Raw genomic sequence first — 19,777 nt, forward strand, 5'->3', positions numbered from 1 at the left:
CGGCGTCCTCGAAGTGAGACCGCGATTTGGTCGGGCAGAGTACCCTAACCCGACGTGACCACGCCCGAGACCTCTGGAAGCGCCGTGACTCCCGCAGAAACCCCGTACGTCACGATAGTCCTGCCCTGTTACAACGAGCAGGACCACGTCATCGACGAGGTCGAGCGCATCTGCGCGGCCATGGACGCCAGCGGGTACACCTACGAGCTGCTGGCCGTGGACGACTGCTCCACCGACGAGACGCTCGCGCGTCTCCAGGAGGCCGCGCCGCGCTTCCCGAACATGCGGATCAGGGCGTTCCACCGCAACGGCGGCTCGGGCACCGTACGCAGGATCGGCAGCCAGGAGGCCCGCGGCGAGATCGTCGTGTGGACCGACGCCGACATGAGCTACCCGAACGAGCGCATCCCCGAGCTGGTCCAGATCCTGGAGAAGGACTCGACGATCGACCAGGTCGTGGGCGCGCGCACCACCGAGGAGGGCTCGCACAAGTTCCTGCGGGTGCCGGCGAAGTGGTTCATCCGCAAGGTGGCCGAGCGGCTGGCCGGGCAGAAGATCCCCGACCTCAACTCGGGCCTGCGGGCCTTCCGCAAGTCGGTGGCCAAGCCGTACCTGCGGCTGCTGCCCCCCGGCTTCTCCTGCGTCACGACGATCACGCTGGCGTTCATGTCGAACCAGCACGACGTCTACTACCTGCCGATCGAGTATTCGAAGCGGGCCGGGAAGTCGAAGTTCAACTTCGTCTCCGACGCCTACCGCTACATCCTGCAGGTGCTGCGGATGGTCATGTACTTCAACCCGCTCAAGGTGCTCATGCCGCCCGCGCTCTGGTTGGTCGGCATCGGCCTGGTCAAGGGCGTGTACGACATGATCAGCCACCTCGGCTTCTATCTCACCAGCAACACCGTCGTGACCTTCCTGTCCGGCATGCTGATCGGGGCGGTGGCCCTGCTGGCCGACCTGATCGTGCGATCTCGGGGTGATGTGTGAGGATCGCGATCGTCGGCCCGACGTATCCGTACAAGGGCGGCGGGGCGCAGCATACGACCGAGCTGGCCCACCGGCTGCGGGCGCGGGGCCACGACGTGGTCATCGAGTCGTGGCGGGCGCAGTACCCCTCGTTCCTGTATCCCGGGCAGCAGACGATCGACAGCCCCGAGGGCGAGCCGTACCCGGACACCCGCCGCGACCTCGACTGGCGGCGGCCGGACGGCTGGGTGGCCTGCGGGCGGCGGCTGCGCGGGGCCGACCTCGTCGTGCTCGCCGTGCTCAGCCCGGTGCAGGTGCCCGCGTACCTGGGCATCCTGTACGGCCTGCGCCGCCGGGCCCGGGTCGTGGCGCTGTGTCACAACGTGCTGCCGCACGAGACCAAGCCGTACGACAGGCCGCTGATGAAGGCGCTGCTGCGCCGGGTGGACGGCGTGCTCGCCCACTCGGAGCAGCAGGCGGACCTCGCCCGCGCGCTCACCGGCGCGCCGGTGCGGGTGGCCGCCCTCGCGCCGCACCTGCCCGCGCGCGGCGCCGGAGAGACGGCGGGCCGGGGCTCCAGGGGCAGCCTGCTGTTCTTCGGCATCGTCCGGCCCTACAAGGGGCTCGACCTGCTGCTCGAGGCGCTCGCGCAGGTGCCCGACGTACGGCTCACGGTGGCCGGCGAGTTCTGGGGCGGCCTGGAGGAGACCCGCGCGCTGATCGCCCGGCTCGGCCTGGCCGGCAGGGTCGAGATCAGGCCGGGATACGTGGCGGCCGAGGACGTGCCGGGGTTGTTCGCCGAGGCCGACGCGCTGGTGCTGCCCTACCGGTCGGCGACCGCCAGCCAGAACGTGTGGCTCGGTCACGAGCACGGCGTTCCGGTGATCGCCACCCGGGTCGGGGCGCTGCCCGACAACGTACGCGACGACGTGGACGGCCTCCTGGTCGAGCCGGGCTCGGCCGGCGCGCTGGCGGAGGCGATCAAGCGGTTCTACGAGCCGGGGACGCCCGAGCGACTGCGGGCGGGCGTCGCGCCCGTCGATCCCGAGCCGCACTGGGCCGTCTACCTCGACACGTTGCTGGCCGCGTCGGAGAGCTGAGCGGCCGGGGCGGTGTGGCCGCGGGCGAGCAGGAAGCCGAGCCCGGCCCAGGCCGCGTCGGCGACGGTGAACATCACGCGGGACACCACGGCGATCGCCAGCGCCCGCGGCGTGTCGAGCACCGGCGCCAGCGCCACGACCATGGCACCCTCCCGCACGCCGATCCCGGCGGGGACCACGACCGTGAGGATGCCCGTGGCCCAGGCCAGCGCGTACGCTCCGGCAGCGACGGCGTACAGGGACGGGCCCGCGGGCCGCATGCCGCCGATGAGCACCCACAGGTGCACGCCGTACACGAGCCAGCCGGCCATCGTCCAGGCGACGGCCTTGGCCATCTCCGTGCCGCTGAGGACCCGGTCGAGCGGCTCCCTGCGGGCGACGCGCAGGGCGAGGTTGAGCCCCCAGGTCATCACCCGCGGGTGGAGGCCGACGAGGATGAGCGGGACCAGCGCGAGCAGCCACCACGCCTGCCTGGCGATCTGCTGCGACAGCGTGGCCGCGGCGAGGGCGAGCGCGCAGCCGAGGGAGGTCACCAGGCCGAGGGCGGTGGCGCTGAACGTCCGTCGTGGTGGCGCGCCGTGGTCGCGGGCCAGCTCGATCATCGCGGCGAACGCCCAGACCGAGCCGGGGATGTACTTGCCGAGCTGGCCGACGAACAGCACCCGTGCCGCCACGCGCAGCGGCAGGGGCGAGCCGAGCCCGGCGAGGATGTCGCGCCAGGCGGCCAGCATGAACCAGAGCCCGGCGAGCACGGCCAGGAACGAGACTCCGAGCGACCACCACGACAGCCGCGACAGTGCGGCTGAGGTCTCCGTCCAGTTCCGGGCCAGGCCGTACGCCAGGAAGGCGAGCGCGACCAGGGCCAGCAGCACCCGGAGCAGCGGGCTGGAGCGCAGGCGGTTCAGCAGGCGCGGCACGCGCCCCAGAGTAAAGCCTGAAGCTACTGATCGGTAGGTTCGCCGCGCGGGTTATCCACAGGGTCGGCTGATCGGGAGACGGGGGCGGCACGGGCACGGGTACTGTTGGGCAGCGTGAAGACGAGGGTGAGCGGAGGACGAGGGTGAGCGCGGAACGCGCGGCCCAGCTCGAATACTCCGAGTTCCAGGCCGCGATGCTCGACGAGGACAAGCGCCGGCGCAAGGCCGCGAAGATCATCGCCGTGCTCGCGCACTTCCTGGGCAGGGACGCGGCCAAGCCCGGCGAGGCGCTGTCGGGACTGACGGTCGGCGACGTCGGGTGCTCGGCCGGGTTCATCGCCGACGAGCTCGCCGCCGCGGGCGCGCGCCGCACGCTCGGGCTCGACATCGACGTCCCGGGCCTGCGCAAGGCGTCCGACCGGTTCGGCGAGCGGGTCGGATTCGTCTGCGCAGACGGTTCCCGCCTGCCGTTCCCGGACGGCTCGATCGACGTGCTGGTCTTCAACCACATCTACGAGCACGTGGTGGACCCCGACGCCGTGATCGCCGACATGCACCGGGTGCTGTCCGACGACGGCGTGCTCTACCTGGGCCTGGGCAACCGGCTCGGGGTCATGGAGCCGCACTACAAGCTGCCCTTCCTGTCCTACCTGCCGCCCGCCGCGGCCGACCGGTACGTGCGGGCGTTCGGCCGGGCCGATCACTACTACGAGCGCTTCCGCACCCGGCCCGGGCTGCGGCGGATGCTGGCGGACTTCCACGTGTGGGACTACACGTTCCCGGTGCTGGCCGCGCCCGAGCGGTTCGCCGGGGGCGAGCTGTTCCCCGGCGCGGTCGGCCGCGCCGCCAAGGCCACGCTGGAGCGGACCCCGCGCCCGGCCCTGCGGGCGCTGCTGCCGGTCGTCCCCACCTACCTGTGGGTCGCGACCAAGACACCTCGCCGCCCCCTCGGTGCGCCGCTCCCGCAGGCCCCCGAGCCGGTCCGCACGTCCCGATGAACCGCCGCAAGGCCGTACGCGCGCTGTTCCTGCTCGTGGCGCTAGGGTTCGGCGTCTGGGCGGTGGCGAGCCAGTGGACCGCCGTGGCTGACGGATTCGCCCGGCTGTCGTGGGCGGAGCTCGCCGGCTCGCTGGTGGCGGTGCTCGGCGCGCTGCTGTCGGGGATGCTCATGTGGCGGGCGCTGCTGACCGACCTGGGTTCCCCGCTGGCGTTCACCGACGCGTCCAAGATCTTCTTTGTGGGCCAGCTCGGCAAGTACATCCCCGGGTCGGTGTGGCCGATGCTCGCGCAGATGGAGATGGGCCGCGACCACGGCATCCCCCGGCCGCGCAGCGCGGCCGCCTTCTTCCTGACCTACCCGATCTACCTCGGCACCGGCCTGCTGGTGGCCGTCGTCACGCTGCCGGTGCTCGCCGGGCAGTCGGTCGTGAGATACGCCTGGCTGCTGCTGCTCGTGCCCGTGGTCGCCGCCGCCCTGCATCCGAAGGTGGTCAACGGCGTCATCGCGTTCGGGCTGCGCACACTGCGCCGCCCGCCGCTCGAACGGCCGCTCACCCGGCGCGGCGTGCTCGTCGCGTGCGGGTGGGCCCTGGCGGGCTGGGCGGCGTACGGCGTGCACCTGGCGCTGATCGTGCACGGCCTGGGGGCGGGCGGGCCCTCGGCCGTGATCCTGAGCTTCGGCGCCTTCGCGCTCGCCTGGTGCCTGGGGTTCGTGTTCGTGATCGCCCCGGCAGGCGCCGGGGTGCGGGAGGTCGCGATGGTGGCCGCGCTCGCCCCTGTGCTCGACCGGCCCGCCGCCATCGCCGCCGCGCTGTGCTCCCGGCTCATCGTGTCCGTCGGCGACCTGGTGTGCGCCGGCGTCGCTGGTCTGGCCTCCCGGCGCGCGGTCCGTACGCGGGAGGAACCCGTAGCCCGCGCCTGAATCAGTGGAATCGGCGCGGGTCGTCCACCCCGAAAGATGATCCTCATGTGATATCACTCACGTTTCGGGGGACGCCGGAAATAGAGTGACAGGGAGGGATGCGGGGGAAGGCGTCAGTTCGTGGCGCGGGGCCCCTGGCCCCTGCCGGAACACCGCCGGAACCAGCGGGACCGCCCTGGGCGGGGAGTGATCCTCCCGGCCGGTGCGGGCCCAGTGAGGGGAGCGATTCACTTGACACCCCGGGTGCTCGTCGACGCCGCCGCGGTCCCCGCCGATCGCGGCGCCCTGATCAGGTATGTCGATGGACTGGTCGCGGCCCTGCACGAGGCGGGCGCGGACATCGCGGTGGTCTGCCAGCGTGCGGACGCCGAGCGGTACGCCGCCCTGGCCCCCTCGGCGCGGATCCTCTCCGGACCGCCCGCGATAACCAACCGGAACAAGCGGCTGGCCTGGGAGCAGACCGGGCTGCCGGTCCTGGCCCGGCACGCCGGCGCCCAGGTGATCCACGCCCCCTACTACTCGATCCCGCTGGGCTCGGGCCTGCCCACGGTGGCCACCGTCCACGACGTCACCTCGTTCACCGACCCCGACCAGCACGATCCCGCCAGGGCCTCGTTCTTCCGGTCGGCCACCCGCACCGCCGTACGCCACGCCAACCGGGTGATCGTGCCCTCGAAGGCCACCATGGACGAGCTGGTCCGGGTGCTGGACGCCGACCCCACCCGGATCGACGTGGCCTATCACGGAGTGGACCCCACGTTGTTCCACCCGCCGGCGCCCGAGGACGTGCGCCGGGTGGCCGGGCGCATCGGCCTGCACGGACGGCCGTACGTCGCCTATCTGGGCGCGCTTGAGCCGCGCAAGAACGTGCCGAACCTGGTGACGGGGTTCGGCCGGGCGGTCGCCCACCTGTCCTCGCCGCCCGCGCTGGTGCTGGCGGGCGGCCCGGCCTGGGACGAGGAGGTCGACGCCGCCGTCGCCGCGCTGCCGCCCCGGGTGAAGGTCGTGCGTCCCGGCTTCCTGCCCTTCGCCGACCTGCCGGGCTTCCTCGGAGGGGCGCTCGTGGTCGCCTCCCCGTCGCGATGCGAGGGGTTCGGGCTGCCGGTGCTGGAGGCGATGGCCTGCGGTGCGCCCGTGCTGACCACCCACCGTGCCTCGCTGCCCGAGGTGGGCGGCGACGCCGTGGCCTACACCGAGCCCGACGCCGACAGCATCGCGCGGGCGCTGCGTGCCCTGCTGGAGTCGCCGGAACGGCGCGAGTCGCTGGCGGAGGCGGGGGTCACCCGATCACGCGAGTTCACCTGGCGGCACTCCGCCGAGGCCCACCTCGTCGCCTACCAACGGGCCGCCGAAGGCTGAAGAGGCGAACGGCACAGGCCGAGTCGCCGGCGCACCGCGTCGATGTCGGGTGCCACCTCCCCCAACTGGGGTGCCTGCCGGTGGTGTGCCTCGCGGGCGGCCTACGGTTTGCGGCCCACGCCGCCGTACTGGTACACCTCGCGGTCACGGAAGCTCGTGGCGGCTTCGGGCCGCCACTTCGGCAATGACACCAACCCCGGCGGCAGAAACTCCAGCCCGTCGAAGAACTCCTCCAGTTCCTTCGGCGTGCGCAGAGTGAGGGGGCTGGCGTTGCTGGCGTTCCATTTGGCGGCGGCCTCGTCCATCGAGGGGCTGCGAACGCTGTGCGCGATCGCCAGGTAGCTGCCCGGGGGCAGCGCCCCCAGCAGCGTGCTCACCGCCCTGTGCGCCTGATCGGTGTCGGGCACGAACTCCAGCACGCCCATGAGCATCAACGCGATCGGGCGAGAGAAATCCAGCGTCCGCGCGGCCTGCCGCAGGATGGGCGCGGGTTCGCGCAGGTCGGCGTCGAGGTAATCGGTGGCTCCCTCGGGCGTGCTGCGCAGCAGCGCGTGAGCGTGAACCAGCACGATGGGATCGTTGTCCACATAGACGATGCGCGCCCTGGGGTTGACGCGCTGCGCCACCTCGTGGGTGTTGTCGGCCGTAGGGATGCCGGTGCCCACGTCCAGGAACTGGTCGATCCCGGCCTCGCCGGCCAGATGGCGCACGACGCGGCCGATGAACTCCCGTTCGGCCCGCGCGTTGACCGGTAGGTCCGGCATGACCTTCACGATCTCGTTCCCCACCGCGCGGTCGGGGGCGAAGTTGTCCTTGCCGCCCAGCCAGTAGTCCCAAACGCGGGCCGAATGCGGAACGGAGGTGTTGATACGCGCCGATATCTGATCCCTCGAAGGCTCCTCATTCATCAAATCCTCCTAACCGACACCACGGGACGCTGTCTGACGCGCGACCCCCCAATCTAAACGATCAACGCACCGCGCGATGGGAAACCGTCGTAAATTGGGCTATTTCTCCAGTTCGTGATACCGCGCTGCGACGCCGCCTGGTGCCGCCGCAGGACGGCGCAACCGCCGGCGCGCAGCCGGGTGGCGCCCCTCTTCGCACCTTTCACAGTGGTGGAGGCGGGCGCGGTTGGCGTCGTCGTAGCTGCCGACCTTGGTTGTAGGTTCGGCCGCCGTGCAACCGGCGGAGGAGGCGGGCAATCCTGTGCCGATTCGGGTGTCCGTTTTCATTGCTCATGTTGAGGTGAATTCAGCCCCGCGCATCGCCCGGTTCCGGGTCCCTGAACGGAGATTCCGCGCCTGTCTTGAAACGTCCGCACAACGGTCGGCGACGGCGAGCCATGCGGAGGGCCCGGCTAGGCTACCCTCGCGGCTGTGAGGGAGAGTTCTGTGCGGTCGCCGGACGGTCTTGAGGCGATCCTTCTCGTGGGCGGCCAGGGCACGCGTCTGCGACCGCTGACGCTCAGCACGCCCAAGCCGCTGCTTCCGACGGCGGGGGTGCCCTTCCTCGCGCACCAACTGGCCAAGGCACGGGCGTACGGGGTGCGCCGGGTGGTCTTCGCGACGTCCTACCGGGCCTCGATGTTCGGCGAGGCGTTCGGCGACGGGTCGGGCTTCGGGCTGGAGATCGTCTACATGACCGAGGACACGCCGCTCGGCACCGGCGGCGCGATCCGCAACGCGGCGCGGGCGCTGACCTGCCCGCCCGAGGCGCCGGTGCTCGTGCTTAACGGCGACATCCTCTCGGGCCACGACATCGCGGCGCAGGTGGACCTGCACGTTTCACGGGGGGCTGCGGTGACCCTCCATCTCACGGAGGTGGACGACCCGTCGAGGTTCGGCTGCGTGCCGACCGACGACGACGGCCGGGTCAGCGCCTTCCTGGAGAAGACGCCCAATCCCGTGACGAACCGGATCAACGCCGGCTGCTACGTGTTCCAGCGCTCGGTCATCGACACGATCCCCGAGGGCCAGGTGGTGTCGGTGGAGCGGGAGACCTTCCCCGGGCTGATCGCGGCCGGTGAACTGGTGCTCGGCTACGCCGACACGTCGTACTGGCTGGACGTGGGCACCCCGGCGGCGTTCGTGCAGGGCTCGGCCGACCTGGTGCTGGGCAAGCTTGACTCGCCCGCGCTGCCGGGACCGGTGGGCGAGAGCCTCCTCCTGCACGGGGCCGTCGTGTCGCCCGAGGCCAAGGTCACCGGTGGCACGGTCGTCGGCGCCCGGGCCACGGTCGAGGCAGGCGCGAACGTACGCGGCAGCGTGCTGTCCGAGGGCTGCCACGTGGCGTCCGGCGCGACCGTCGTGGACTCGGTCGTCGGCATCGGCGCCCGCGTCGCCTCCGGCGCCGTGCTGCGTGAGGTCGTGGTCGGCGACGGCGCGCTCATCGGCCCCGGCAACGAGCTGACCTCCGGTATGCGCGTCTGGCCGGGGGTAAATCTGCCCGAGTGCGCGGTCCGCTTCTCCAGCGACGTCTGAAATGATCCGTACGGCTTCCACCGGGCGGCGAAGCGAGCGGCGCTGGCGGCCGTCCGCGCCGTTCGACGTCGCGCTGACGCTGTCGCCGCACCGGCGCGGGGGAGGCGACCCGGCCTGGCGGCGTACTCCGGACGGGGCGATCTGGCGCACCTCGCGCACTCCCGAGGGGTCCGGCACCCTGCGCGTGACGGCGAGCCACGGCGAGGTCCTCGGGCAGGCGTGGGGGCCGGGGGCGGAGTGGCTGCTGGAGACGCTTCCCTCTCTGCTGGGCGCCGACGACGACGTGGCCGGCTTCGCCGCGATGCTCGCGCGGCTCACCCGCTCGGGCGATATCCGGCAGGCCCGCGCCGCCGCGTTCGTCGCGGGCCTGGCCGACCGTGCCGCCGGGCTGCGGATCGGGCGTTCCCTGCGGGTCTTCGAGGCGCTCGCGCCCGCCGTGCTGGAGCAGAAGGTGGTCGGCAGGGAGGCGTGGCGGGCCTGGCGGTTCCTGATGCGCCGGTACGGCGAGCCGGCCCCCGGCCCGGCCCCCGAGGGCATGTACGTGATCCCGCCGCCCGAGGTGTGGCGGGCGATCCCGTCGTGGGACTGGCACCGGGCCGGAGCGGAGGCCGTACGGGCCAGGACGATCGTCAACGCGGCCCGGCACGCCGAGAAGCTGGAGCGCACCACGGAGGCGTCGGCGGAGGCGGACCGCCTGCTGCGGGCGCTGCCGGGGATCGGCGTGTGGACCTCCGCCGAGGTGCGCCAGCGGGCCCACGGCGACCCGGACGCCCCGAGCGTGGGCGACTTCCACCTGCCGGGAATCGTCGGCTACGCGCTGACCGGGCGGAAGACCGACGACGACGGCATGCTCGACCTGCTCGAGCCGTTCCGGGGGCACCGCCACCGTGTGGTCAGGCTGATCGAGCTCAGCGGCGTCAGGCCGCCGGCACGCGGCCCGCGCATGGCCCCGCGCGACTACCGGGCCTTCTGACCGCGCCCGGTGTGCCGAGCCCCACCGGCCTCGCGCGTCTTCAGGTCCTGGTTGATCCCGCAGTGCTCGACCCCCGCGTGGCACCTGCCGCTGAGGGTGTTGGTGAAGACGCTGACGCTCGTCTCCTGCTGGAGGCCGGTGACCGCGACGCCGTTGTTGCCGGCGGGGGCGTTCACGTTGCGCCTGCCCGTGGACACCTGCCGGGGGGCGCTGGCGATCGTGGGCGCGTTGGCCGTGTTGCGGCCGTCCGTGACCTGCTTGGCGTGTCCCTTGCCCGATCCGCCGCCGTGCCCGGCGTACGGCGCCGCGAACGCCTCACCCGCGAGCAGTGCCGACAACCCGATGACGAGCGTCGCGACGGCCAGCGACCGGACCCCCGAGGCTAGACAAAACGCGCCATCCACCCCCATAACGGCCATCAATTACCCACCCGTTCGTCGATTCCGCTCCGAAGCTCATACCCTCCGGCCGCAAACTCCCCGGAGGGCGTACACCATGACTTCTCCCGTACGTGCGGCCGGGGGCTGAGTGCGCCGGACGGACCCACGCCTCATAGGGTGCGGCGTATGACGGCGAAGCGATCCCCGAACGTCAGCTCCGACAGCGGCACCCGCCGGGCACTCGCGCGGGCCAGGGACGGCAAGACCCTCGATCTCGCCGAGGCGGCGATCCTGCTGCGCGCCCGCGGCGACGACCTGGACGCCCTGCTCGCGCACGCCTCACGGGTCAGGGACGCGGGACTGGAGGCCGCCGGACGGCCCGGCGTCATCACCTACAGCCGCAAGGTGTTCATCCCGCTGACCCGGCTGTGCCGGGACCGGTGCGGCTACTGCACATTCGCCACCGCCCCGCACAAGCTGCCGAGCGCCTTCCTGTCCCCCGACGAGGTGCTGGAGATCGCCCGCCAGGGCGCGGCGATGGGCTGCAAGGAGGCGCTGTTCACGCTCGGCGACCGGCCGGAGGACCGGTGGCACCAGGCGCGCGAGTGGCTCGACGCCCACGGGTACGACGACACGCTGTCGTATGTCCGGGCGATGGCCATCCGGGTGCTGGAGGAGACCGGGTTGCTGCCCCACCTCAACCCCGGCGTGCTGACCTGGAAGGACCTGCAGCGGCTCAAGCCGGTCGCGCCCTCGATGGGCATGATGCTGGAGACCACCTCACGGCGGCTGTTCACCGAGAAGGGCGCGGCCCACTACGGCTCTCCCGACAAGGACCCGGACGTACGGCTGCGTGTGCTGGAGGACGCCGGCCGCTCCAGCGTGCCGTTCACGACGGGCCTGCTGATCGGCATCGGCGAGACGATCGAGGAGCGGGCCGAGTCGATCTTCGCGATCCGTCGGGTGGCCAGGGAGTACGGCGGCATCCAGGAGGTCATCGTCCAGAACTTCCGCGCCAAGCCCGATACGGCGATGCGCGGCATGCCTGACGCCGACCTGCACGAACTGGCCGCGACGATCGCGGTGACGCGGCTGGTGCTCGGCCCGAAGGTCCGCGTGCAGGCGCCGCCCAACCTCATCGGCCAGGAGTACGCGCTGATGCTGCGGGCGGGCATCGACGACTGGGGCGGGGTCTCCCCGCTCACGCCCGACCACGTCAACCCCGAGCGCCCGTGGCCGCAGATCGACGACCTGGCGGCGCGCACCTCCGCCGCCGGGTTCACGCTGCGCGAGCGCCTCACGATCTATCCCGAGTATGTGCTCGCGGGGGAGCCGTGGCTCGATCCCCGGCTCACCGAGCACGTCGCGGCGCTGGCCGACCCCGCCACCGGGCTCGCGCGGGAGGACGCCGTGCTTCAGGGGCGTCCCTGGCAGGAGCCCGACGGCGGGCTCGGCGGGCTCGTCACCGGCGGACGGGCCGACCTGCACACCGCCGTCGACGCCGAGGGCCGCACGGGCGACCGCCGCGCCGACTTCGACAGCGTGTACGGCGACTGGGACGCCCTGCGCGAACGCCTGCCGGGCGCCCGGAGCCACGCCGTCAGGGCGGACGTGCGGGAGGCGCTGCGGCAGGCCGAGGCGGACCCGGCGCGGCTGACCGACGAGCAGGCGCTGACGCTGCTCGACCTCGCCGGGGACCAGTCGGGGGCGGGCGCCGACGACGCGGGCCTGGACGAACTGTGCCGGATCGCCGACGGGCTGCGCCGCGAGGCGGTCGGCGACGACGTCACCTACGTCGTCAACCGGAACATCAACTTCACCAACGTCTGCTACACCGGCTGCCGCTTCTGCGCGTTCGCCCAGCGGCGCACCGACGCCGACGCCTACACCCTCTCGCTGAGCGAGGTGGCCGACCGGGCGCAGGAGGCGTGGGAGGCCGGGGCGACCGAGGTGTGCATGCAGGGCGGCATCCACCCCGACCTGCCCGGCACGGCCTACTTCGACATCGCCCGGGCCGTGAAGGAACGCTGCCCCGAGATCCACGTTCACGCGTTCTCACCGATGGAGGTCGTCAACGGCGCGAGCCGTACGAACCTGTCGGTCGAGGAGTGGCTGCAGGCGGCGCGGGAGGCGGGGGTCGACTCGCTGCCCGGCACGGCGGCCGAGATCCTCGACGACGACGTGCGGTGGGTGCTGACCAAGGGCAAGCTGCCCGCCCGGGAGTGGATCGAGGTGATCACCACCGCCCACCGGGTCGGCATCCCGACGACCTCGACCATGATGTACGGCCACGTGGACACCCACGAGCACTGGGTGCGTCACATCCGGCTGATCCGGTCGATCCAGGAGGAGACCGGCGGGTTCAGCGAGTTCGTGCTGCTGCCGTTCGTGCACCACAGCGCCCCGATCTACCTGGCGGGGATCGCCCGGCCGGGGCCGACCGTACGGGAGAACCGGGCCGTCCACGCGCTGGCGCGGATCATGCTGCACGGCGCGATCCGCAACATCCAGTGCTCCTGGGTGAAGCTGCGCGACGACCTGTGCCGGGACGTGCTCGCCGGAGGCGTGAACGACCTCGGCGGCACGCTCATGGAGGAGACGATCAGCCGGATGGCCGGCTCGGAGAACGGCTCCTACAAGACGATCAGCGAGATCGCGGCCATGGTCGCGCCGACCGGCCGCCCGCTGCGCCAGCGCACCACGTCGTACGGCCGGCCGAGCGAGGAGCGGGCCGAGGCGGCCCGGCGCAGCGACGGGGTGTGCCAGTCGGTCCGCAGGCCGCTGCTCACGGTCTCGCCCATCGCTCGTCAGGAGTAATTGGACGCGCTGTATATAACAAGTTCTATTTCGCTCTTGCGCCGCATGCGGGGTGGGTGGGCAAAATCACAATGCCGCTGCACCGGTCATGAGAACTGGGAAGGACCCGCACCGTGCCGTCCGGTCGTCACCGCGCCGCCTTCACCGTCGAGCGGCGCCGCAGGCAGGCCAGGTGGAAGGGCGTGGTCGCGGTCCTGACGGCCGCGGCGATCGTCGCGGCGGGGGCCGTCCTCTTCCTCACGCGCTCGACGGGAACGTGTTCCGCCCGGGATCCGATCCTCGTGAGCGTCGCGGCGGCCGTGGACGTCGCGCCGCCCGTGATGGACGCGGCCGGGCGGTTCAACGCCTCGGGCGCGGGCGTGGAGGGGCGGTGCGTCCAGGTCCAGGTGGCCGAGCAGCCTCCGGCGCCGGTGCTCCGCACGCTGATCGGCGACCGGGCCGGCGTCCTGCCCGACCGCCCGGACGGCTGGATCGCCGACTCCTCCGTGTGGGTGCGACTCGCCCGCAAGCAGGGCGGGCAGGACATCGCCGCCGACGAGACCGTCGTCGCGACCTCCCCGCTGGTCTTCGCCACCCGGCGCTCGCTCGCCGAGCGGTTCGCCGCCGGGGGGACGGCCATGAGCTGGGACATGGTCTTCCCCGCCACGGTGCGGGGACGCCTCCAGCCCACCGAGCACGAACCCGACATCGTGCGCATCCCCGACCCGTCGGTGTCAGGAGCGGGGATCGCGACCGTCGCGGCGGCCCGCGACATCGTCGGCACGGGCGAGAAGGCCGACCGCGACCTCACGGCGTTCGTGCGCATGGCGCAGGCGGGGTCGGCCCCCGACTATCGCAGCATGCTCGGCGCGGTGGACGCCCCCGGCTTCTGGTCACGTCCCGTGGTGATCGTCCCGGAGCAGTCGGTGTGGGCGCACAACCGCGCGAGCGGCGCCGAGCCCGTGGTCGCCCTCCAGCCCAAGGAGGGCACGATCAACCTCGACTACCCGTACGTCGTGACGGCCGCGGACCCCGACCGGGCGGCGGCCTCGCGGCTGTTCGCGGCGTGGCTGCGGTCGGCGGCCACGCAGGAGGCCGTACGGAAGGCGGGGTTCCGCGGCGCCGACGGGCAGCCGCCGTTCGACAGCGGTGCGGGCATCTCGACCGAGCTGCCCCGCCCGCGGCCGTCGATCACGGCCGAGGTGATCGACGAGGCGCTGGAGGCGTGGAGCAGGCTGGCCCCGCCGAGCCGGATCCTGGTGCTGGCCGACGTGTCGAAGGAGAACGCGGAGCCGATCAAAACGGGCGGGAAGACCCGGCTGGACGTCGCGGTCGAGGCGGCCAAGCTCGGCCTGCAGCTGTTCCCGAACGAGACCCACATGGGCCTGTGGGAGTTCGCCCGCGACCTGAAGGGCGGCGCGGACCACCGCGAGCTGATCGGCCTCGGCCCGATCACCAAGCCCGACGACGGTCAGGAGGAGATCCGGAAGACCGCCCTGTTCCGGGTGGCCGACGGCATCAAGGCGTTCGGCGACCGGAGCGGCTCGCTGTACGACGCGATCGACGCGGGCTTCCGGTCGGTGTCGAAGGGCTACGACCCGCTGATGAGCAACGCCCTGCTGGTGCTGACGGCGGGTGTGGACGACGGGAAGGGCGTGTCGCGGCGCGAGCTCGTCGACCGGCTGCGCAAGGAGTGGGACCCGGACAGGCCGGTGCAGATCATCATCGTCGCGTTCGGCAAGGCCGCCGACCGGCCGGCACTCGACGAGATCGTCTCGGCCACCAACGGGCAGCTCTACGTGGCGCAGGAGCCGGGCCAGATCATCGACGTGTTCCTGTCGGCGCTGGCCCGGCGGCTGTGCCACCCCACGTGCTCCCAGAAGTGACGTGCACCCAGAAGTGACGGTCACCTCGTGACGTAGAAGTCCGCCGGGTCGCGCGGCGGCCGGTCCTTCGGTGGCGCGGCGGGATGGCCGATGGCCACCGCGCCCATGGGGTCCCAGTTCTGCGGCAGGTCGAGCACCTTGCGGACCACGTCGCGGCAGAACATCGTGGACGACACCCACGCCGAGCCCAGCCCCTGCACGGCGAGCTGGACCAGGAAGTTCTGCACGCCGGCGCCGGTGGCCACCACGAACATCTCCCGCTCGGCGGCGTTCCTGCGCTCGTCCCTGTAGGTGTGCGAGCCGTCCATCACCAGGCACGGCACCGCCAGGTAGGGCGCGTTCCGCAGCACGTCGCCGCGCCGGATCCGCCGGGCGATCGACTCCTCGGAGAAGCCGTCGGAACGCAGGTCCTCGATCCAGGCGTCCCGCATCGCGTCGAGCAGTTCCGCACGCGCCCCCGGGGTCTCCAGCAGCACGAACCGCCACGGCGTGGTGTGGTGCGGGGCGGGCGCGGCGACGGCGGCGGCCACGGCCCGCCGTACGGTCGCGGGATCGACCTCGGCGGCGGAGAACTCGCGGATCGTGCGGCGGGCGAAGACGACGTCGGCCGAGCCGTACCGGAACATGTCCTCGTCGGCGGGGCGGACGAGGACCCGCCCGCCCGGGCCGTCCTCGTCGGTCACCAGGTCGCCCAGCCCGCGGACGACGGCCACCGGAACGCCGGACAGCTTGCCCTTCGCCAGGTCGCCCGCCGCCGCGATCTCGTCGACCAGCGCCGTGACGGTGGCGTTGAGCGGGTTGCCGTAGCCGTCGGTGCCGCCGCGCAGGTCCTCGAGCGGCCGCACGCCGGCCGCGCCGATGGCGACGTCGGTCAGGCCGTGCCGCCAGGGCCGGCCGAAGGTGTCGGACACGATCACCCCGACCCGCACGCCGAGCCGCTCGCGCAGCCCCCGGCGGATCCGGCCCGCCGAGGCGTCCGGGTCCTCGGGCAGCAGCAGCACGGTGCCGGGGGAGGTGTTGGAGGCGTCGACGCCGGCCGCGGCCATCACGAAGCCGTGCCGCGTCTGCGCGATGATCGTGTCCCCGCGCCGCGCGACCACGCGCTCGGTCTCCTCCTCGATCGCGGCCGTACGGCTGCCGTCCTGGCGGATGCGGCCCTCGGCCTTGCTCACGATCTTCGAGGTCACGACCAGGATGTCGCCGTCCCGGAGGCCGGGCGCGGCCTGCGCCACGAGCAGGGCGATGTCGTCGCCGGGCCGCACCTCGGGCAGGCCGGGCACGCCGCTGACACTGATCTGGGGCATGTGCTCCTCTGACATCTGTTCCGGCATGGGTTCAGGACCTGAGGGATCGGGCCAGTGCGAGGGCCGCGGCGGCGATGTCCCGCGTGGCCTCGGGGTCGCTCATCAGGAGCGGGCGGGCCTCCACCACCACGCCGTCGAGCGCCACGCCCTTGTCCTCCTCGGCGACGAGCCAGCCGTCGAGCAGCGCGGAGCCGTACAGCTCCAGGACCGCCTGGGCGCTCGTCTCCACGCCGATCGCCGTCAGGCAGGCGTCGGCCATGCCGCGCACCGGCGCGCCGCCGATGATCGGGGAGACGCCGACGACCGTCTTGTCCTCCAGGGCCGCCCGGATGCCCGGGATCTGGAGGATCGTGCCGATGCTGACGACCGGGTTCGACGGCGGGAGGATGACGACGTCCGCCGCCGCGATGGCGTCGAGCACGCCGGGCGCGGGACGGGCCTCGTCCGCGCCGACGAGCACGATCTGCTCGGCCGGCACGGAGGCGCGCAGCCGCACCCACCACTCCTGGAAGTGGATGGCCCTCCTGCCGGTCTCGTCGGAGACGACCACGTGGGTCTCGGTGCGGTCGTCCGACATCGGCAGCAGCCGCACCCCGGGCCGCCACCGGTCGCACAGGGCCTCGGTCACCTGCGAGAGCGGATAACCGGCCGCCAGCATCTGGGTGCGGATGATGTGGGTGGCGAAGTCGCGATCGCCGAGGCCGAACCACTGGGGCTCCATGCCGTACGCGGCGAGCTCCTCCTTGACCGTGAACGTTTCATCGGCCCGTCCCCAGCCTTGTTCCTCGTTGATGCCGCCGCCGAGCGTGTACATGACCGTGTCGAGGTCAGGGCACACGCGCAGGCCGAAAAGGGTGATGTCGTCGCCGGTGTTGCCGATCACGGTGATCTCGGAATCGGGGGCCGCCGCCTTGAGACCTCGGAGGAACCGGGCGCCGCCGATTCCTCCGGCGAGGGACACGATGCGCATGCCGCCAGTCTTCCATCGGCCGCCCGCGGGATCGCCGACACCCACCCCGGGAACCGGGATGAACAGCCATATGTAGGGTGTGTTCGGCTTGTGAGGTTCTTGGGTCTGACGACGCTTAAGTCAGTCATGTGCAAAACTTCCCCGAGTGCCGTTTGGACCGATGGGGGTAGTCGTGCTCAAGGTCGATACCGGCCGGCTCCGTGAGCCGGCCGCGTGGACGATGCTCGCGGTGGTGATCACCACCGTCCTCGTCAGCATCGCGCGCATGCTGATCGGCTCCTCGCTGAGCAGCACGTTCGGCATCCGCGCGGCGGCGAGCCTGTACTCCCTCGTGTCCCCGGTCTCGACCGCGCTCGCGGCCGGCGCCGTGCTGCTCGTCGCCAAGGCCGGCGCGCCCACCCCCAGGGCCCGCCTCGTGGCGCTCGGCGCGGCCGGGTCGCTCGGTCTCGGCATGGTCTTCGGCGTGATCGCTGTGCTGGGCGTGCTCGTGGGCGACCTGGCCACGTTCCGCGACCGGTTCGAACACCTGATCACCGGCCTGCCGATGATCGTCCTCGCCGTCTTCGGCGCGCTGTTCGCGCTGAGCACGGCATCGGCGCTCCAGCCCGCCAGGGAACCGGCGGCCGACTACTTCGGCAGGCGCGAGGACGCCTACCCGCCCCAGCCGTACGCTCCGGCGCTGCCGCAGGGCCCGCAAGGCCCCCAGGCCCCTCAAGGTCCTCAGGGGCCGCAGGGGTACGGCGAGGTTCCGGGCGCGGCGGCTGCGGGCGCGCCGGCCCACAACCCCCACGCCAACCCCGGTCCTGTGCCCGGTCAGCAGCAGTTCGGCCACCCCACCCCGGGCGACCCGCAGAACGTCCCGCAGAACGTGCCCCAGGGCGCTCCGCACGCCGCCGCCCCCGGCGGTCAGTACGACGCCCCCCACCAGGGCCGGCACAACGGCCCGCAGAACCCGCCGCAGAACGTCCCGCACCCCGGCCAGTACGACGCCCCCCACCAGGGCCAGCCCCAGGGTCAGCCCCACAGCCAGCCGCAGGGCCAGCCGCAGGGGCCCGCGTACGGACAGAGCGCGCCGGCGCCGGCCCACCCCCAGCTGCCGCCCGCCGAGCACCGGTACGCCGAGCACCAGCAGTACGCGCAGGACCAGTACGGCCAGGACCAGTACGCGCAGGACCAGTACGGCCAGGAGCGGGGCCAGGGGGCCTTCGGCCAGGAGCGGCCCCAGGACGTCTACGGCCAGGAATACGAGCCGCAGCCCTCCTACAACCCCGCCCCGACCGCCCCGCAGCCCCCGCCGTTCGGGCAGCCCGGCACCCCGGCTCCCGCCTCGGCTCCCGCTCAGGGCCCCGGCCACGGACAGGCGCAGCAGCAGCCCCGGCCGTCGCTGCAGGACGTCCAGACCGGCGCGCACTACCCCGACTACGGCGGGTACGGCGCGCAGCCCGAGGCGCCGGCCCCCCAGCGGCCCGACTACTCCCCGCCGCCGCAGGGCCCGGTGTTCGACCAGTACGGCTACGCGGGCCAGCAGACGGACTCCGGTGGCTACGGGCAGTTCCCGAGCGCTCCCCCCGCCGCGCCCGACAACGCCCCCGGCGGTTACGGCCAGCCCTCCTCTTACAGCCCGAGCCCCGCCCCCGAGGCCAGGCCGTACGAGCAGGAACAGGCGTACGGCCAGGGGTCGCCGTTCTCCGGCTACTCCGGCCAGGCGTTCGCCCGCCAGGCGGCCGACCACGCCGCCGGTGGCCCGGCCTTCGACGCTCCCCCCGCGTACGAGGGCCCGGCCGACCCGAGGGAGCAGCAGCTCGCGCAGGCCTACCAGCAGGCGCAGAGCTACCAGAAGGGCGCCCTGCCGGACCACCCCACCGGCCCGCAGGACATGCCGGAGTACTACGACAACCCGCTCGGCCACCCCCAGTCCGAGCCCGCGCCGTTCCAGCCCCCGGCGCCCGGCCCCGCCGACCAGACGGTCCGCTTCGACCCCTCCGCCTACCACGGAGACCCGCTCAGCGACCCGCTGCGCAGGGAGGAGCCGCTCGACCCGACGGCCATCTACACCCCGGACCGGTCGCAGGCAAAGTATGAGGAAGGTTCCGCCCCTGATCAGGCAGGCCGCAGAACCGACCCCGACCTCCCTTGGTATGGTTCCGAACGCTGATAGGACCGTAGATCGGGGCGTACGAACCGGGGCGAGCAGGTCTTTCCCCGGGTATCGTTATGCCGCTTGACGCCACACGCGCCACGCGCGTGTAATTACAGACATGTTGTTACGCCTTCCCAAGGGTGGGTATAGGGCAGGCGTTTTTATGGGGGGCTCCATGTGGGCGGGCGAGCGACAGGGAGGTGTGCAATGACCGATCTGGTCATGGCACAGGCGCTCGATGGTGAAGATCTTGGGTGGCAGGAGCGCGCTTTGTGTGCGCAAACCGACCCCGAAGCGTTCTTTCCTGAAAAGGGCGGTTCCACCAGGGAAGCCAAGAAGGTGTGCCGTTCGTGTGAGGTACGCGCGGAGTGCCTTGAATACGCGCTTCAGCATGATGAGCGTTTCGGCATCTGGGGCGGCCTGTCCGAGCGGGAAAGGCGCAAGATCAAGCGCCAGGCCGTCTAGGTCCGGGTCGTGTCCCTGAGGACGACGTCGACGGGGCCGTGCGCTCGCCGCGCGGCCCCGCACTCATGTCTGGGTTGCTGCTGACATCCTGTTTCGCCTGGATGTGATCGGGTG

Annotated in this window: 16 protein-coding genes; 11 read left to right on the forward strand and 5 right to left on the reverse strand. The window is 72.3% G+C overall.

Annotated elements, in window-relative coordinates:
• The first annotated feature begins 54 nt into the window (after window positions 1-54).
• Both Msi02_RS20710 and Msi02_RS20715 read left to right on the forward strand, forming a co-directional pair.
• Entirely contained in the window at window positions 55-990 is a 936-nt protein-coding gene (locus tag Msi02_RS20710; protein ID WP_079320787.1) for a glycosyltransferase family 2 protein, read from the forward strand.
• Window positions 987-2,069, forward strand: coding sequence for a glycosyltransferase family 4 protein (locus tag Msi02_RS20715; protein ID WP_204049858.1), 1,083 nt, complete (start codon window positions 987-989; stop codon window positions 2,067-2,069). Before Msi02_RS20710 ends, Msi02_RS20715 begins: the two co-directional genes overlap by 4 nt.
• Here the strand turns inward: Msi02_RS20715 and Msi02_RS20720 are convergent.
• Window positions 2,033-2,986: a lysylphosphatidylglycerol synthase transmembrane domain-containing protein gene (locus Msi02_RS20720; RefSeq protein WP_308441819.1), complete on the reverse strand. Its 954-nt coding sequence runs from the start codon at window positions 2,984-2,986 to the stop codon at window positions 2,033-2,035. The two genes, Msi02_RS20715 and Msi02_RS20720, sit on opposite strands and share 37 nt — an antisense overlap.
• Before the next feature lie 143 nt (window positions 2,987-3,129).
• Here Msi02_RS20720 and Msi02_RS20725 point away from each other — a divergent pair, with 143 nt between their 5' ends.
• From Msi02_RS20725 to Msi02_RS20735, 3 genes are all read left to right on the forward strand, one after another.
• Entirely contained in the window at window positions 3,130-3,984 is an 855-nt protein-coding gene (locus tag Msi02_RS20725) for a class I SAM-dependent methyltransferase (RefSeq protein ID WP_204049859.1), read from the forward strand.
• Entirely contained in the window at window positions 3,981-4,907 is a 927-nt protein-coding gene (locus Msi02_RS20730) for a lysylphosphatidylglycerol synthase transmembrane domain-containing protein (RefSeq protein WP_204049860.1), read from the forward strand. The genes Msi02_RS20725 and Msi02_RS20730 overlap by 4 nt, the downstream gene beginning before the upstream one ends.
• Before the next feature lie 231 nt (window positions 4,908-5,138).
• Complete coding sequence (locus Msi02_RS20735) at window positions 5,139-6,266, forward strand: glycosyltransferase family 4 protein (protein ID WP_239108568.1); 1,128 nt, start codon at window positions 5,139-5,141, stop codon at window positions 6,264-6,266.
• 101 nt (window positions 6,267-6,367) lie between these two features.
• Here the strand turns inward: Msi02_RS20735 and Msi02_RS20740 are convergent, their stop codons facing one another.
• On the reverse strand, window positions 6,368-7,174 hold the full coding sequence (locus Msi02_RS20740) for an SAM-dependent methyltransferase (RefSeq protein WP_204049861.1): 807 nt from the start codon (window positions 7,172-7,174) through the stop codon (window positions 6,368-6,370).
• Window positions 7,175-7,645: 471 nt separating this feature from the next.
• Between Msi02_RS20740 and manB the strand changes: the two genes are divergently transcribed.
• Together manB and Msi02_RS20750 are read left to right on the forward strand one after the other, a co-directional pair.
• Window positions 7,646-8,749, forward strand: coding sequence for a mannose-1-phosphate guanylyltransferase (gene manB / locus Msi02_RS20745; protein ID WP_239108569.1), 1,104 nt, complete (start codon window positions 7,646-7,648; stop codon window positions 8,747-8,749).
• A gap of 1 nt (window position 8,750) precedes the next feature.
• Window positions 8,751-9,722 (forward strand): DNA-3-methyladenine glycosylase family protein, encoded by a 972-nt coding sequence (locus Msi02_RS20750; RefSeq protein WP_204049862.1) that lies wholly within the window; start codon window positions 8,751-8,753, stop codon window positions 9,720-9,722.
• Here the strand turns inward: Msi02_RS20750 and Msi02_RS20755 are convergent.
• Complete coding sequence (locus Msi02_RS20755) at window positions 9,707-10,132, reverse strand: hypothetical protein (protein WP_204049863.1); 426 nt, start codon at window positions 10,130-10,132, stop codon at window positions 9,707-9,709. The genes Msi02_RS20750 and Msi02_RS20755 overlap by 16 nt on opposite strands.
• A gap of 156 nt (window positions 10,133-10,288) precedes the next feature.
• Between Msi02_RS20755 and Msi02_RS20760 the strand changes: the two genes are divergently transcribed.
• Both Msi02_RS20760 and Msi02_RS20765 read left to right on the forward strand, forming a co-directional pair.
• Window positions 10,289-12,919: a bifunctional FO biosynthesis protein CofGH gene (locus tag Msi02_RS20760; protein WP_204049864.1), complete on the forward strand. Its 2,631-nt coding sequence runs from the start codon at window positions 10,289-10,291 to the stop codon at window positions 12,917-12,919.
• Between the two features lie 113 nt (window positions 12,920-13,032).
• On the forward strand, window positions 13,033-14,784 hold the full coding sequence (locus Msi02_RS20765; protein WP_204049865.1) for a substrate-binding domain-containing protein: 1,752 nt from the start codon (window positions 13,033-13,035) through the stop codon (window positions 14,782-14,784).
• A gap of 20 nt (window positions 14,785-14,804) precedes the next feature.
• On the opposite strand, the gene Msi02_RS20770 is transcribed toward Msi02_RS20765, so the two are convergent.
• Window positions 14,805-16,088, reverse strand: a complete 1,284-nt coding sequence (locus tag Msi02_RS20770; RefSeq protein ID WP_239108570.1) for a coenzyme F420-0:L-glutamate ligase — start codon at window positions 16,086-16,088, stop codon at window positions 14,805-14,807.
• 31 nt (window positions 16,089-16,119) lie between these two features.
• Complete coding sequence (gene cofD, locus Msi02_RS20775; protein ID WP_204049867.1) at window positions 16,120-17,058, reverse strand: 2-phospho-L-lactate transferase; 939 nt, start codon at window positions 17,056-17,058, stop codon at window positions 16,120-16,122.
• 172 nt (window positions 17,059-17,230) lie between these two features.
• Between cofD and Msi02_RS20780 the strand changes: the two genes are divergently transcribed.
• Together Msi02_RS20780 and Msi02_RS20785 are read left to right on the forward strand one after the other, a co-directional pair.
• On the forward strand, window positions 17,231-19,213 hold the full coding sequence (locus Msi02_RS20780) for a hypothetical protein (protein ID WP_204049868.1): 1,983 nt from the start codon (window positions 17,231-17,233) through the stop codon (window positions 19,211-19,213).
• Window positions 19,214-19,405: 192 nt separating this feature from the next.
• Complete coding sequence (locus Msi02_RS20785; RefSeq protein ID WP_079313297.1) at window positions 19,406-19,663, forward strand: WhiB family transcriptional regulator; 258 nt, start codon at window positions 19,406-19,408, stop codon at window positions 19,661-19,663.
• Window positions 19,664-19,777: the final 114 nt, after the last annotated feature.

Source organism: Microbispora siamensis (assembly GCF_016863095.1).
Classification (GTDB): Bacteria; Actinomycetota; Actinomycetes; order Streptosporangiales; family Streptosporangiaceae; genus Microbispora; species Microbispora siamensis.